This window comes from Chryseobacterium elymi, assembly GCF_003385495.1.
Lineage (GTDB): Bacteria > Bacteroidota > Bacteroidia > Flavobacteriales > Weeksellaceae > Chryseobacterium > Chryseobacterium elymi.
Genome location: NZ_QNUH01000018.1, coordinates 40,702 through 56,675 on the forward strand (window position 1 = coordinate 40,702; position 15,974 = coordinate 56,675).

Annotated in this window: 14 protein-coding genes; 8 read left to right on the top strand and 6 right to left on the bottom strand. The window is 38.1% G+C overall.

Annotation, left to right across the window (positions count from 1 at the left end; all coding sequences use genetic code 11):
- Window positions 1-3: 3 nt before the first annotated feature.
- From DRF60_RS16910 to tpiA, 4 genes are all read left to right on the top strand, one after another.
- Window positions 4-684, top strand: coding sequence for a DUF6058 family natural product biosynthesis protein (locus tag DRF60_RS16910; protein WP_116013405.1), 681 nt, complete (start codon window positions 4-6; stop codon window positions 682-684).
- Window position 685: 1 nt separating this feature from the next.
- Window positions 686-1,036 carry a TerB family tellurite resistance protein gene (locus DRF60_RS16915; protein ID WP_116013407.1) on the top strand — a complete coding sequence of 117 codons (351 nt, stop codon included), beginning with the start codon at window positions 686-688 and terminating at the stop codon, window positions 1,034-1,036.
- A gap of 29 nt (window positions 1,037-1,065) precedes the next feature.
- On the top strand, window positions 1,066-3,192 hold the full coding sequence (locus DRF60_RS16920; protein WP_116013493.1) for a S9 family peptidase: 2,127 nt from the start codon (window positions 1,066-1,068) through the stop codon (window positions 3,190-3,192).
- A gap of 106 nt (window positions 3,193-3,298) precedes the next feature.
- Window positions 3,299-4,060: a triose-phosphate isomerase gene (tpiA, locus tag DRF60_RS16925; RefSeq protein ID WP_116013410.1), complete on the top strand. Its 762-nt coding sequence runs from the start codon at window positions 3,299-3,301 to the stop codon at window positions 4,058-4,060.
- 89 nt (window positions 4,061-4,149) lie between these two features.
- Here the strand turns inward: tpiA and DRF60_RS16930 are convergent, their stop codons facing one another.
- From DRF60_RS16930 to dnaG, 3 genes are all read right to left on the bottom strand, one after another.
- Window positions 4,150-5,412, bottom strand: coding sequence for an esterase-like activity of phytase family protein (locus tag DRF60_RS16930; protein WP_116013413.1), 1,263 nt, complete (start codon window positions 5,410-5,412; stop codon window positions 4,150-4,152).
- Window positions 5,413-5,759: 347 nt separating this feature from the next.
- Entirely contained in the window at window positions 5,760-6,446 is a 687-nt protein-coding gene (gene clpP / locus DRF60_RS16940) for an ATP-dependent Clp endopeptidase proteolytic subunit ClpP (RefSeq protein ID WP_116013418.1), read from the bottom strand.
- A 120-nt stretch (window positions 6,447-6,566) separates the two neighbouring features.
- Entirely contained in the window at window positions 6,567-8,549 is a 1,983-nt protein-coding gene (dnaG, locus tag DRF60_RS16945) for a DNA primase (RefSeq protein ID WP_116013421.1), read from the bottom strand.
- Between the two features lie 266 nt (window positions 8,550-8,815).
- Here dnaG and tsaE point away from each other — a divergent pair, with 266 nt between their 5' ends.
- The 4 genes from tsaE to DRF60_RS16965 all read left to right on the top strand — a co-directional run bounded on the left by tsaE (window position 8,816) and on the right by DRF60_RS16965 (window position 11,987).
- Window positions 8,816-9,223: a tRNA (adenosine(37)-N6)-threonylcarbamoyltransferase complex ATPase subunit type 1 TsaE gene (gene tsaE / locus DRF60_RS16950; RefSeq protein ID WP_116013423.1), complete on the top strand. Its 408-nt coding sequence runs from the start codon at window positions 8,816-8,818 to the stop codon at window positions 9,221-9,223.
- Window positions 9,224-9,291: 68 nt separating this feature from the next.
- Complete coding sequence (locus DRF60_RS16955; protein WP_111956148.1) at window positions 9,292-10,485, top strand: alanine dehydrogenase; 1,194 nt, start codon at window positions 9,292-9,294, stop codon at window positions 10,483-10,485.
- Window positions 10,485-10,880: a hypothetical protein gene (locus tag DRF60_RS16960; protein ID WP_116013426.1), complete on the top strand. Its 396-nt coding sequence runs from the start codon at window positions 10,485-10,487 to the stop codon at window positions 10,878-10,880. The genes DRF60_RS16955 and DRF60_RS16960 overlap by 1 nt, the downstream gene beginning before the upstream one ends.
- A gap of 264 nt (window positions 10,881-11,144) precedes the next feature.
- On the top strand, window positions 11,145-11,987 hold the full coding sequence (locus DRF60_RS16965) for a prephenate dehydrogenase (protein ID WP_116013429.1): 843 nt from the start codon (window positions 11,145-11,147) through the stop codon (window positions 11,985-11,987).
- A 194-nt stretch (window positions 11,988-12,181) separates the two neighbouring features.
- On the opposite strand, the gene DRF60_RS16970 is transcribed toward DRF60_RS16965, so the two are convergent.
- From DRF60_RS16970 to DRF60_RS16980, 3 genes are all read right to left on the bottom strand, one after another.
- Window positions 12,182-13,600, bottom strand: coding sequence for an L-serine ammonia-lyase (locus tag DRF60_RS16970; protein WP_116013432.1), 1,419 nt, complete (start codon window positions 13,598-13,600; stop codon window positions 12,182-12,184).
- 101 nt (window positions 13,601-13,701) lie between these two features.
- Window positions 13,702-15,045: an ammonium transporter gene (locus tag DRF60_RS16975; protein ID WP_116013435.1), complete on the bottom strand. Its 1,344-nt coding sequence runs from the start codon at window positions 15,043-15,045 to the stop codon at window positions 13,702-13,704.
- A gap of 108 nt (window positions 15,046-15,153) precedes the next feature.
- On the bottom strand, window positions 15,154-15,795 hold the full coding sequence (locus DRF60_RS16980; protein WP_116013437.1) for an alpha/beta hydrolase family protein: 642 nt from the start codon (window positions 15,793-15,795) through the stop codon (window positions 15,154-15,156).
- Between the last annotated feature and the right edge of the window lie 179 nt (window positions 15,796-15,974).

Here is a 15,974-nt window from a genome sequence, read left to right on the forward strand (position 1 = left end):
GCTATGGAAAAGAATTTGAGATATATTAATGAAAATTACATTACTGAAGATAATATATGTGCTGTAACAGGCATTACCAAAGATGAACTTAATATACTTATTCAAAACCATTTAGTTCCGGATGCCTCTTATGTGATTTCTCACAATATAAAAATCACTTCATCTCTGAATGATGAATTCCAAAGTGAGATCACTGAAAAATATTTCAGTAAAAATTGTATTCAACTGATTCAGGAGCACAAAAATCTGGAGAATTCACTACAATATAAAGCTGAATTTAAAGAGAAGTTCATTCGTGACTTAATGAAGCATCCCGATAAAAATTTTGCTTATCATCATATTTCGGAAAATGATCTTGAAGATCAGCAAAAGATAAATGAAATTTTTGAGGATGAATGGGATGCTTATTGTAAAGGTATTTATGGAATCTGTACTCTCCATTCAACTGAAGAAGAAATCGTAAAAAAGGAAATTGTAGTAAAGAAACTCATCCAATTCAACTCCCTGTTTTATCAAAAGACGCTTAGCAATGATGAAAAAGAGGAGCTCATGAAATTAAATGAAGAATTTAACAAAGTAGCTTCAAAATTTGCACCTTATCAAAGGGAAGTAAGCAGCAGAGGAAAATATCTCGATAAAATTTTAGAAAAAAATAATTTAGATCATTTAATAAAGAATTACTAATATGCAAAAATCAAATAAATCTATCGCCGGCTATCATCTTTTAATGATCCTTTCTTCTGTAGACGGAGAATTTGCTCCTGAGGAAGGAATGCTTGTTCAACAGTATATGGCGGACGAATTTCCGTTCAGAATGAACCTTGACAATGAGCTGGAAACCCTGGCTCTTCTAAAACCTGAAGAATGGAAAGATCACTTTGAATTCCACGCAAGATGTTTTCATGATGATTCTACAGAGGAGGAACGTATAAAATTCGCAGAATTTGCTAAAACACTGATCAAAGCTGACAATAAAGTAACAGATGAAGAGCATACTTTCTATAAGCTTTTAAAAAATCTTTGGAATTTAGCATAGAGCAGCCACACCAGAAAACAAAAGATATTATGAAAAAATTCTATCTTGGAATATTAATTATGAGCGCATCTACGATACAATCTCAAAAATTCCCTGTTCTTAAAGCTCCTATGGCAGAAAAGCAGGAGCATATCCGGGAAATCCATGGTGATAAAGTAAATGATCCGTATTACTGGATGATTGATTATTTTAAAAAAGGAAAAGATTCAACAAAGGTCGTTGATTATCTGAAGGCTGAAAACACGTATTGGGAAAGCATGATGAAGGATACTGAACCTTTCAGGGAAAAGCTTTTCCAGGAAATGAAAGCCAGAATCAAAGAAAAAGACGAATCTGTACCGGTTTTCAAAAACGGATTTTATTATTATACCCGTACAGAAGCCGGAAAACAATATTTTAAATACTGCAGAAAAAAGGGAAGCCTTACCGCTCCTGAAGAGATCCTTCTGGATGTGGATAAGCTGGCGGAAGGACATGCTTATTATGCTGCATCAGGTTTCAGCATCAGTCCTGATAATACTAAAATGATTTACGGAGTAGATGATGTTTCCAGAAGACAATATAAACTATTTTTAAAAGATCTTTCAACTGGTAAAATCACTGATCTTGGTATTAAAAATACAACAGGCTCTGCAACCTGGGCTAATGATAATAAAACAATATTCTATACTGCCAAAAATCCGGAAACTCTCTTAACAGAAAAAATTTTCAGGCATACCTTTGGAACAGATTCCACAAAAGATGTTTTAGTATATGAAGAAAAGGATAAAACCAATTATATAGGTGTAGGAAAAACTAAAAACGATAAGTTTATCCTGATCGACTCCCGTGCTACTACTTCTTCCGAAACAAGATATCTGGATGCTAATGATCCTAATGGAAGTTTCGAAATTTTCCAGCCAAGAATAAAAGATGTTTTGTATGATGTAACTTCACTGGAAGATAAATTTCTGGTCATCACTAATAAAGACGCTCTTAATTTTAAAGTAGTGGAAACTCCATTAAATGAAACAGGTGTCGAAAGCTGGAAAGATTTTATTCCTCACAGAAACGATGTACTGATGGAAGACATTAGTGCATTTAAAAATTATTTGGTTTTCAGTGAAAGACAGAACGGGCTTTCCCAACTGGTCATCTACGACAGAAAAACCGGAAAAAAAGAATTTCTTAAATTCGATGAACCGGTATACACAGTTTATCCTTCCGGAAATCCCGAATACAATACCGATAACTTCCGTTTTGGTTATACTTCCATGATTACGCCAAGCTCTCAGTATGAGCAGGATTTGAAAACAGGAAAAAGAACTCTTCTGAAGCAACAGGAAGTGCTAGGTGGATATAACAAAGAAAACTACATCACGGAAAGGCTTTTTGCAACGGCAAAAGACGGCACAAAGATTCCAATTTCTATTGTTTATAAGAAAGGCTTCAAAAAAGATGGAAACAGTCCGTTACTTCTTTATGCATATGGGTCTTACGGAAGCTCCATGGATGCAACTTTCAGCAGCACCAGACTGAGTCTTCTGAACAGAGGTTTTGCTTTTGCCATCGCTCACATCCGCGGTGGCCAGGAAATGGGAAGACAATGGTATGAGGACGGAAAAATGATGAAAAAGAAGAATACTTTTACCGATTTCATCGATGCCGGAGAATATCTTGTTAAGGAAAAATATACCTCATCAAAACATCTTTATGCACAGGGCGGAAGCGCCGGAGGCCTTTTGATGGGTGCAGTGGTTAATATGAGCCCTAATTTATGGAATGGCGTTATTTCGCAGGTTCCATTCGTTGATGTTGTCAATACCATGCTTGATGAAAGTATTCCGCTGACTACCAATGAATATGAGGAATGGGGAAATCCAAACAATAAGGACGCTTATTTTTACATGAAATCTTACTCTCCTTATGAAAATATTGAGAAGAAAAATTACCCTAATATTTTGGTAACCACAGGACTGCACGATTCTCAGGTACAGTATTTTGAGCCTGCAAAATGGGTATCCAAGCTTAGGGATATGAAAACTGACAAAAACGTACTATTATTAAAAACTGATATGGATTACGGTCACGGTGGTGCATCGGGAAGATTTGATTACCTGAAAGACATTTCGCTGGTCTATGCTTTCATGTTTAAATTAGAGGGAATAAATAAGTAAATAATAGCTCGCTGATTATGTAAATTTCGCAGATTTAAGATCATCTGCCTAATCAGAAAAATCTGCGAGAGATAAGAATTAAAATAATAAAAATTCGGATAAAATTATGAGAAGAAAAATAGTTGCAGGAAACTGGAAAATGAATAAAAATGTCATTGACGCACAACAGTTAATGATTCAATTACTGAGCTATAAAAATAATAATACCACCAACTGCGAAGTATGGATTGCGCCGCCTTCTTTATATCTGATGATGGCTAAAGATATCTTCGAGAAAGATGAGATCGGTGTATTCTCTCAGGATATGAGTGAGCATGAAAGCGGTGCTTATACGGGCGAACTTTCTGCAGATATGCTGGAATCTATCGATGTGACAGGTTCATTGATCGGGCACTCTGAAAGAAGACAGTACCACGGTGAAACAGATTCTCACTGCAACAGAAAGATCAAATTAGCGCTTGACAGAGGCCTGATCCCTGTGTACTGTAATGGTGAAACATTGGAGCAGAGAAAAGCAGGTCAGCATTTCGAAGTGGTAAAAAACCAGACTGAAGTTGCTCTTTTCACGCTTTCTGCTGAAGAAATCAAAAAAGTAGTGATTGCTTATGAGCCGGTTTGGGCTATCGGAACAGGGGAAACGGCTTCCCCGGAACAGGCTCAGGAAATCCACGCACATATCAGAAGCATCATCGCTGCAAAATACGGACAGGATGTGGCTGACGAAGTTTCTATCCTTTACGGGGGTTCAGTGAAGCCGGATAATGCCAAAGAGATTTTTTCTCAGCCTGATATTGATGGCGGATTAATCGGTGGCGCAGCTTTAAAACTGGAGGATTTCTCTAAGATTATTGAAGGATTTAATTCATAGGTTTTGGCTAAATTCCTATTGAATATACACCATATACAGTTAAAAGCGGCGGCATCTTCGATGCCGCCGCTTTCTTAAAAAAAATCTAATTATTGAATATCAACTACATACATTGTTCCTTGGTCTACTTTTCCGGTTTTAGGAAGAATCTTGGCCTTCGGATTTCCGTTTCCGTCATCTAAAATTCCAAAATCATCATCATTGAATGCGGCCAGTTTATTGTTTCCGAGATAAACGATTCCTTCAAATTTATCGTGTTCATATCCTAATTTTGCTACCAGATCCACGGCTAAAACCTTTGACACCGGCTTGATTCCGGCATTGGTAATTTCATCCCATGTAGACTGCTCTAAAGCTTTATTATTAATCTTCATCCCATCAACAGCTGTAATATCAGTCCCGGTCACATCTGAAGCTCCGGCTATATTAATTCTGTATACTTTTTTGCTTCCGCCCTGCGATCCGAAATTCCCGTCTCTTTCGATTACTAAAAATTCTGTGCTGCTGATGGCTGTAATATCACATACCGAGTCTGAAGCACCTCCATTCTGCTTATACAGATACTGTTTCGTCTGTCCTGTCACAATATCGAAAGTGACAATCCTGGTTAGAGTTGTATTGGTCGCCAATGCCTTTGTTGGGACATACATGGTAGACTGTATCGTTCCTACCAGTGTTTTTCCATCCGGAGTGATACATAAGCCTTCCATTCCCCTGTTCGCTCTTCTTTTGGCTAAAACGGCAGGAAGTTTTCGTGGTCCTGTGTTAACGCCTATCGGGCTGATTCTTTCCAACTCTACTCCTTCTGCATTGTAATGAACGATGTGCGGTCCGTACTCATCGGAGACCCAGAACGTTCCGTCTGCTGCTGCCACAATACTTTCGCTGTCCAGTCCGTAATTATCTGTTCCTAAAACATTTCCTGATGAGTCATAAGCTGTTTCTCCTGTACTGCCCATTCCTGCAGGATTGGGAAGACCGGTGATCGGCTGGCCGGAAGGATTTTTCAGCTTAATATATTTAATGATCTCAATATTTCCTTCTGCATTAATTTTAAAATGCATGATGGTTGGGGTAAAATTCGGGACAGGGAATTTTTTCCCGTTCAGATAGTCTGTATTGGGACCACGATCTGTGATCACATAAAACTCTCCTTTTCTCGTAGGATGTGCTGTCGCACCGGAACCAAATCCTCCGTTAATGACATCTACACCATTCACCGTTGCTAATTTGGAAAAAGGAAATTCCTGGGGAAGTTTCGCATAATTGATATCCTGATTATTTATCTTTTCGTCATCCTTACATGATGCGAATGCCGTAAATACTATCGCCGATAACAGCAGTTTTTTCATAATTACTTTTATGCCGCGAAAGTATACATTGATTATAAACTGAGCTTGAATTTAATAATAATTGTATTTTAACAATACATTCTAAAGAGTATTCATTGTTAATCATTTTTAATCACCCCGTCAAAAATTCTCTGAATTTTTGCCACCCTCCACTAGAGGGGAATGTGATCCGACGAATTTTTCGTCAATATCAAAATCTTTGATTTTCATAAGACTTAAGTGATCTTTTTCTTCAAAGCTTTTAAACTCAAAACAACTAAAAGTGTTTAAAAAATTTTGTCTCTTTTGTGGTAAAACAAAAAAACGCACTGAATCAGTGCGTTTTTCAATATTCCTAAAAAAGGAAATTATTTTTTCTCTGTAGATCTCTGTAGAACTTCGTCTACCATTCCGTAGCCTTTCGCTTCTTCAGAAGTCATCCAGTAATCCCTGTCAGAAGATTTCTCTACCCATTCATAGGTTTGTCCAGAGTGCTGACCGATGATTTCGTAAAGCTCCTGCTTCAATTTTAACATTTCTCTTAAGTTAATCTCCATATCTGAAGCTACTCCCTGAGCACCTCCTGAAGGCTGGTGAATCATTACTCTTGAATGTTTAAGTGCAGAACGCTTTCCTTTTTCTCCTGCCACAAGTAAAACCGCTCCCATTGAAGCTGCCATTCCTGTACAGATTGTTGCTACATCCGGCTTAATAATCTGCATGGTGTCATAGATTCCTAAACCTGCATAAACACTTCCACCCGGAGAGTTAATATAGATCTGGATATCTTTCGAAGGATCTGCACTTTCAAGGAATAAAAGCTGTGCCGTTACGATGTTCGCAACCTGATCATCAATTCCGGTTCCTAAGAAGATAATTCTATCCATCATCAGACGTGAAAATACGTCCATCTGTGCTACGTTTAATCTTCTTTCTTCCATAATATACGGCGTAAGGTTTGTTGGGCCGTACATTCCCATATACTGATCGGTAACCAGACCGTTGTTTCCTAAATGTTTTACAGAGAAATCTCTGAAGTCTTTTTTAATGTCCATATTTCTATTATGTATTATTAAATATTTTTCGAAGTTTAAATTACAACTTTTATTCCTAAAATTTTATAGGACTTTTTGTCACAGAATACCCATCTGATCATCAGTATTATGTCTGTAAACTTATCGTTTCCTATCAATGTAGATTCCTTTGATCGGTGAATATTCAATAATATTGCTCAATCTGATAGAGGCTTGTTTCAACAGGGTAATCTTTTTAATCAGTTCATAATACTTTGTCTCATCAGAGCCTCTGTATTCATCCAACTGTCGTGCTGTTTCTTTAATCAGATAATCTATATACCTGTATTTGTGCAACAGAACATCACCTTGAACCTGTTCTGCTATTTTGTCTCCGTAATTGGGAGGATAAATGTTTCTGGAACCCCAGTTCTCCAATTCATCAGGAGGCATCAGAGCATCCACTACTTTGGTGGTGATCTCTTCATCCATGAATGTCACAAAAAAGTTCCCGCTTCTAAGCTCATCTTTCTGAATACCTTCTTTTACCTGATCAATGATAATTTCATTGCCTTTTACTAAAAAATTGTACTGCTCTTCCTCAAAATGCATCAGGATTTCTTCAATAACCGTGATCTGGTATTCCTCGTTTTTTTCATTGGTCCTTTTCAGAACGATATCTCCGAACATCAGCATATGATCTACAAGTTTGCTTTCCATAAACAGAACATCGTACAGATAAGGATCTTCCTTTTCCTCGTTCAAAGGCACAATCTCCAGTTTTGGCTGAACCTTTTCTTTCTGTTGCTGAACATGCTGATGCTGGTTCTGTATGATCTGTTTCTGAACATCGAGCTCATTGAAAAGACTCTGCTCCGAAAGTCCGAATTTATTGGAAACCTCTTTAAGATAAACTTCTCTTTTTAAAGCATTCTGAACAAAACCTACAGATTTTACAATATCCCGGATCGCTTCAGCTTTTTTAATCGGGTCATTTCCGACTTCCCTTAAAAGGATTTCAGCTTTAAAATCAATAAAATCCTTCGCTTCATTTTCGATGAATTTTTCAACATATTCCTGCGGATGTTTTCTGGAAAAAGAATCCGGGTCATCACCGTCCGGAAACAGCAGGACACGGATATTCATACCTTCCGTCAAAAGCATGTCGATACTTCTGAAACTGGCTTTAATTCCGGCATTGTCACCGTCAAAAAGAATCGTTACATTCTCAGTAAGTCTTTTGATGAGTTTGATCTGCTCCGTTGTCAGAGACGTCCCGGAGCTCGCCACTACATTCTCGATCCCTGCCATATGAAGGGCAATCACGTCCATATAACCTTCTACAAGAAGGCAGATATTTTTTCGTGAAATAGCCTGTTTACTCTGATTTAAGCCATAAAGTACATTAGACTTATGATAAATTTCCGTTTCCGGAGAATTCAGATACTTGGCCGTTTTGACGTTATTTTTAAGAATTCTGGCTCCGAACCCTAAAACCCTTCCCGAAAAACTGTGAATCGGGAAAATAACCCTTTCCCGGAAACGGTCGATCCCGGAAGGTGTATTTTCAGGAAATATGGAAAGTCCTGATTTCTCAAGGATTTCCTTCGAATACCCTTTTTCTTCAGCATACACTGTAAAGGCATTTTTCTTTTCCGGTGAATATCCGAGCTGGAATTTCTTTATGATATCATCCTTAAGCTCACGTTCTCTGAAGTAAGCCAGACCAATACTTTTTCCTTCTTCCGAATCCCAAAGAATATCCTGATAATAGGAGTTGGCAACCTCATGAATTTTATACAGCTGATCTTTTTCGGTCTGTGCATGTTTTGCTTCTTCAGAAAATTCCCGCTGATCTTCTTCAATTTCAATTCCATACTTTTTGGCGGCGTGACGAAGGGCTTCAGGATAGGTGAAATTCTCGATTTCCATCAGGAAAGAAATAGCCGTTCCTCCTTTTCCTGTTGAGAAATCTTTCCAGATCTGCTTACTGGGTGAAACGACAAAACTCGGAGATTTTTCCTCATGAAAAGGACTGAGTCCTTTGAAATTAGACCCTGCTCTTTTCAGCTGAACGTACTCTCCCACTATTTCTTCTACCCGTATCGTTGAGAAAATTTTATCTATGGTCTGTTTGGAAATCATAGTGTAAAAATAAGTAAATTTATAGAGATAGAGAAAGTGTTTTGCATACGAGTCGGAGTGTTTTAGAGTTGCAGAGTTTTTCAGAATTTAACAATAACTATATTAAATATGAAAAACAAATATTTCTACAATTAACATACAAAAACCATATTTTCCACAACAATCCGCCACTCTATCACATTCCCACACTCCCACCCTAAAACTCTTCCACTCTTAAACCTTCCCAGTCTCCAGCTAAATTGCTTATTTTTGCACAAATTACTTTTATGCAGTTCACTATACAAGGGATCAAAGACTGGCAGGAAATTGTCGATAAAATTATTCCTGATTTAAAGCATAACATCCTTCTTTTAAAAGGAAATCTCGGCGCGGGTAAAACAACATTCACGCAGTTTCTTCTTAAAAACCTGGGAAGCAATGATGAAGTCAGCTCTCCTACCTATTCTATTGTCAACGAATACAATACACCGGAAGGAAAGATTTATCATTTTGACCTTTACCGTTTAAAAAATATTGAAGAAGTGTATGATATCGGCATCGAAGAATACCTGGATAATGCTTTTTTATGCATCATAGAATGGCCGGAAGTGTATGAAGAAGAGCTCTACGGGCTTAACTACCACACAATGAGCATCGTGAATACCGGGGACAAAAGAGAAGTTTCATTCGAGTAAATATTATGTATCTTTGCTTATTAATTCATTGTAAAATAACAACCTGTAAGACCTAATTTAATTAAAGAATGAGTACTACAAATATTTTTACTCCTTTCACTGAAGAAGAATTGATGCCGAAGGAAGAAAAATTGGAGGTTATAAAGAAAGGAAAACAGTTTAGCATTGGAATTCCTAAGGAGACCTGTCTTAACGAAAGGAGAACATGCATTACTCCGGATGCGGTACAGGTATTGGTAGAACACGGTCACGAACTTATTATAGAAGCAGGTGCCGGAGAAGGTTCTTTTTTTACAGATCTTCAGTATTCTGAATCCGGGGCAAAGATCACCAATGATCCCAAAGAGGCTTTCGGACAGGATCTTATCTTAAAGGTCAACCCACCTACAGAAGAAGAAATAGACTACATGAAGCCTAATACGTATCTGGTTTCAGCTCTTCAGATCAACCTGAGGGACAAAGATTATTTCTTAAAACTTGCAGAGAGAAAGATCAATGCCATTGCTTTTGAATTTATCGTAGATGAGTATAAGCAGCTTGCTTTGGTAAGACTGATTGGTGAAATTGCCGGTACAGTCTCTATTTTATACGCGTCAGAACTTCTTGCTTTGTCAAACGGCTTAATGCTGGGTGGCATTACAGGAGTAAGACCAGCAGAAGTTGTTATTTTAGGAGCCGGTATCGTAGGCGAATTTGCCACGAAAGCTGCCATCGGGCTTGGAGCCAGTGTAAGGGTTTTTGATAATTCACTTTCAAAGTTGAGAAGGCTTCATACCTTAGTAGACAGCCGTGTCCCGACTTCCATTATTGATCCGAAAGAATTAAGCAAGGCTTTAAGGCGTGCAGACGTTGTTATCGGAGCGCTTCCGAGATTAAATATGACCCCGATCGTTACTGAAGAAATGGTCGCGAAAATGAAAAAAGGCAGCGTCATCATTGATATAACAATAGATAATGGCAAAGTGATCGAAACCTCAGAGCTTACGACCATGGATAATCCTTACATTATCAAGCACGGCGTGATCCACTGCGGACTTCCGAACCTTACATCGAGAATGCCAAGAACGACTACAAAAGCCATCTCCAATTTCTTCCTTTCCTATATTCTGAATTACGATGAAGAAGGCGGCTTTGAAAATATGCTGATCCGCAAAAATGAAATGAAACAGAGTTTGTATATGTACAAAGGAAGACATACCAAAAAAGTGATCTGCGACCGTTTCGGACTTACTTACCATGATATCAATCTTTTAATTTTCTAATGAAAAAAGTTAAATTCTTTTTAATAGGCCTTATTCCGGGGCTGATTCTTGTATTTTTTATTCTGAACAAAAAAGGGGCGAGCTGCAGCGGATATCTTCCCAACAGTCGCGTAATTGCAGAAACTCTGTCTAAAGAATTCAAATATTCCGAAGACGTTAAAAACGGAATGAGTACTTATAAAATTGATGAAAAATTCATAAAAGACAGTATCATTACCAAAGGAAAAGTAGATTTTGACAGAAGCCACGCACAGAAAAAACCTTGTCCAGATTATGTTCTGACGTATCCTGAGAAGAACCCTTCTTACGAGATTACCTTTGAAAAGTGTGAGGAAACGGTTAATGTAAACAGTCTGAAAAAACTGAAATTGAGTGTCAGTTTGAAGGCGGAATAACCTCCCTAAGTCTGGAGCAAATGGATAAAGACGTTAAAAGAACCATCATCCACAGCGCGGATTAAGCCGGCAAAGAAGCACCATAATAATTTAAGTCAAAAATATCCTGAGTTTAAAAAATATTTTATACCTTCGCTCTGTGAATTTCAATAACGGAACATATTATTATAGAATTTTTAACTCAAAACTGGGCTAGGATTCTTATGAACATAACTTAAAAACCTCGTCCTTGACGGGGTTTTTTATTTTAAAAAATTTTAAAAGATGAAAATAAGTATTATTGGTACAGGGTTAATCGGAGGCTCAATGGCTTTAAAATTAAAGGAAAAAGGCATTGCAGATTTTATCTACGGAATCGACAATAATCAGCAGCATATTACGGAAGCATTGAATCGTCATATTATTGATGCTGGCACGGATCTAGAATATGGGGTTAAAAATGCAGACTTCATCATCATTGCCGTTCCTGTAGATGCGGCCAGAAAACTGCTTCCGGAGGTTCTGGACCTTATATCAGACCAACAGACTGTTATGGATGCGGGATCAACCAAAGCCGGAATTGTAAATGCTGTCAAAAGCCATCCGAAACGTTCCAGGTTTGTAGCATTTCACCCAATGTGGGGTACAGAAAACAGCGGTCCAGGATCTGCTGTTTCCGACAGTTTTTCGGGAAAAGCCGGAGTGATCTGCAATAAAGAGGAATCTGCCCCTGATGCGCTTCAACTGGTTGAAAAAGTGGCAGAAAACCTGGATATGCACCTGATCCATATGAATGCGGAAGCTCATGATATTCATACGGCCTATATTTCACATATTTCACACATTACATCATATGCTCTGGCCAATACCGTTTTGGAAAAGGAACGGGAAGAAGAGACCATTTTTCAGCTTGCCAGTTCCGGTTTCTCCAGTACAGTACGTCTTGCAAAATCTCATCCTGAAATGTGGGTGCCTATCTTTAAGCAAAACAAGGAGAATGTTCTGGATGTTCTGAATGAGCACATCACACAGCTCCGAAAATTCAAAGCCGCATTAGAAAAAGAAAATTATGAATATCTTGAAGAGCTTATCAGCAATGCCAACAGGATCAGAGGTATTTTAAGATAACAAGGCCGTTTACTTATTGTAAACAACATGCAGGAAGCATATATTGTATTACTTTACTGAATGAAATGCCCGTGTTTACCTTATTATACTTGACAGAAAAACTACTTTGTTTGCCTTTGTGATAAGAGTTTAGTTAAAAAAATCCTTAGATTAATTTTCTAAGGATTTTATATATAAAACAATATCGTTTACTTTTAACATTCAGGAACATTGACCGCAATGGCAAGTCCGCCTTCTGAAGTTTCCTTAAAACGGTCACTCATGGATAAAGCCGTTTCCCACATGGTCTGGATTACTTCATCCAGCGTTACTTTTGCTTTCGTAGGGTCACTTTCCAAGGCAATATTAGCTGCCGTGATCGCTTTCATGGCACCCATTGTATTTCTTTCAATGCATGGGATCTGTACAAGTCCTTTGATCGGGTCGCAGGTAAGACCAAGGTGATGTTCCATAGCTATTTCAGCCGCCATCAATACCTGACCAATGCTTCCTCCTAAAATCTCTGTAAGTCCGGCTGCTGCCATTGCTGATGAAACTCCGATCTCAGCCTGGCACCCACCCATTGCAGCAGAAATCGTAGCATTTTTCTTGAATAAGGTTCCTATCTCTCCTGCTACAAGTAAAAATCTCACAATATCATCTTCACTTATGAATTCGGTAAATGCCTGCGAATACATTAAAACTGCCGGAATAACACCGCTGGCTCCATTGGTAGGTGCTGTAATGATTCTTCCGAAACTGGCGTTTTCTTCATTTACTGCCAAAGCAAAACACGCGATCCACTTATTGATATTCGTGAAATTCTCTTCTGCGTCAACAACCAGCTTAAACCATTCGTCGATATTTTTATAAATCTTGTCTCCTAAAAGCTTTCTGTTGATCCCTGCAGCCCTTCTGGTCACATTTAAGCCGCCGGGAAGGATTCCTTCTTTATTGACTCCTTTGTAGATACATTCTTTAATGTTCTTCCAGATATTGAGGGCTTCCTGCCTGGTTTCTTCCTGGGATCTCCAGCTTTCTTCATTAATAAGGATCAGATCTGAAAATCTTTTAAATCCTAATTTTTCACAGTATTTTACAATATCCGAACCGTGATGGCAAGGATATAATGTTCGGACACAGTGTTTTTCTATGGAATTTTTTTCCTGGCTTGCAATAAATCCGCCTCCTACAGAATAAAAATCCTGAACAAGCTCGGTGCCGTCTTCAAAAACAGCTTTAAAGATCATTCCGTTGGGGTGAAAATCAAGTGATTTTTCCATATTCAGGATCAGGTGATGTCCGTATACAAAAGGAATTTCTTTTTCACCACCCAGATTCAGGATCTGAGTATTTTTTATCTTATCGACTTTCTCATCGATTTTTGTTGTGTCTATTGTTTTAAAATCCTCACCATTCAGTCCAAGCATTCCGGCAATATCTGTTCCGTGCCCAATTCCGGTTTTAGCTAAAGAACCGAAAAATTCAAGGAAAACTTCTTTCACCTCTGCAATTGATCTTTCCCTTTTTATAATTCTAATAAATGCAGAAGCTGCATTCCATGGACCCATCGTATGCGAACTGGATGGGCCTATTCCTACTTTAATAATCTCAAAAACCGATATTGATTCCATAGATAATTCTTCATTTTCCTCTTAAAACAAAGGTACGTGATAAATCCCAATAAATTCAGCCTTTCATTCGGATTAATGATAATTTAAGGATTCTAAATATACTATTTCAGACTTTCTCCATGCTGAGAAATATCTAGCCCAACAGATTCCGCGTCTTCGGAAACTCTAAGAGTAATTATAGAATCTGTAATTTTATATAGAAGCAGCGAACCGAAGAATGTAAAAGCTGAAACAAGCATTAGAGCAGCCATATGATGGGCGAAAACTTCAGCACCTCCATGAAGAAGGCTGGCATTTTCACCATGGGCAAAAACAGCAGTTAGGATCATTCCCATAATTCCTCCTACTCCATGGCAGGCAAAAACATCGAGGGTATCGTCTATTTTCTTCAACGCTTTCCAGTTTACCATAAGGTTAGAAACAATAGCTGCTGCAAATCCTATAAAAAGGCTTTCCGGAATAGTGACAAAACCACAGCCGGGAGTAATGGCTACCAGCCCTACTACAGCCCCAATACAGGCTCCCAATGCAGAAACGCTTCTTCCATTGATTCTGTCGAAAAATATCCAGGTCATCATAGCAGAAGCAGAGGCAATGGTGGTTGTTCCGAAAGCCATTGCTGCAGAAGCATTTGCACTCAGAGCGGATCCGGCATTAAATCCAAACCATCCAAACCACAGCATTCCTGTTCCAAGAAGGACATAAGGAATATTGGAAGGCTCATGATGCGGATTTTTCCTGTTTCCAAGGACCATAGCTCCAGCTAAAGCTGCAAAACCTGCACTCATATGGACTACAGTTCCACCAGCGAAGTCTTTTACTCCAAAAAATTTATTCAGAAGTCCGTCTGGATGCCATACCATATGGCAAAGCGGCGTATAGATGAAAATACTGAAAAGCACCATGAATAAAAGATAAGAGATAAAACGCACCCGCTCAGCAAAAGAACCGGTAATAAGTGCGGGAGTAATAACAGCAAATTTCATTTGAAAAAGAGCAAAAAGTACGAAAGGAATGGTGGAAGCCATCATTTTGTGAGGCAAAACTCCTACCCGGCTGAAGAATGGATAGCTTAAAGGATTCCCAATGATTCCGTAATGAATGCCCTTAATCTCAAAGCCTAAAGAATCCCCAAATGACAAAGAAAATCCAACAACAACCCATAAAATAGAAATAACACCGAGTGCAATAAAGCTTTGCAGCATAGTGGAGATCACATTTTTCTTTCCTACCATGCCTCCGTAAAAGAATGAAAGCCCTGGTGTCATCAAGAGTACAAGCCCCGCTGCAGCAAGAATCCATGCTACATCTGCCCCTATGATCTTATCTTCATTTAGAAATTCTCCGGTGTTGGGAAAATCAACGATTGGACTCCAAAATAATCCGCCGAATGCTACCAGAGTAATGACCGAGAATGAAACGATCCATTTTATACCAATTTTCATACAATTTACATTTAACCCCATCAAAATTAAATATAAATTTTATAAAAACATACATTTCAACCTAACAACCCTTAAAAAAATAACATCTAAAATAAAATACAATCAATTTTAAATAAAAACTTCTTTTAATATTTTAGATACTTCTTTGTGTTTTGTAGCCGGGAAAAGATGGGTCCCACCTTTGATGACATAATCCGGCTTTGAATATTTAATGGGAAAAACAATATCTTTATCTCCCAATATCTGAATAACCTCCGGAGTTTCTTCAAATTTCCACTCGGAAACTTTTTCTACAGACCATTTGAGGTAATAGGGATCTCTGACTCTGAAATATTCAAGAATTTTAGGGTTTTTGGGATCAAACAGTTTTCTGACCACAGAATATACATTAGCTGCTTTGTCATTAAACATCCCGACAGGAAGTATTCTTGGAATTTTGGTGATCTCCCCGGTCCTGATAAATTTAGATTTTTCTTTATCTGATTTGATGCTTCCCATGATGACCACTTTTTGGGCAGGCTTCAGCTTATTGATCTCCTGCACCATAATGCCTCCAAAAGAATACCCCAGCAGGCAGAACGGTTCGGCATCATCTACTTTTTCCGCCATTCTTTGGACATAGGAATGAAATGGCTCATTTTTGTCCGGAATGAGCCAGTCTATAAAATTTAACTCACAGTTCTCGGGAAATTCCAGTCTTTCCAACACTTTAAAATCGGCTCCGAGACCGCTTATTACATAAATTTTCATAGTACTAATTTATGAAAAACATGGTAAAAACATAAATTAAATTTCGGTTGTGCATTATTTAAACATTAAGATGAGTTTTGCTTTTTGGGTCCCACTATGCTCTGAAAGGAATAATTTGATTTCTCTTAAATTAGATGTATGCATAAAAAATGGGCAGTTTATAAAAAACCGCCCACTTT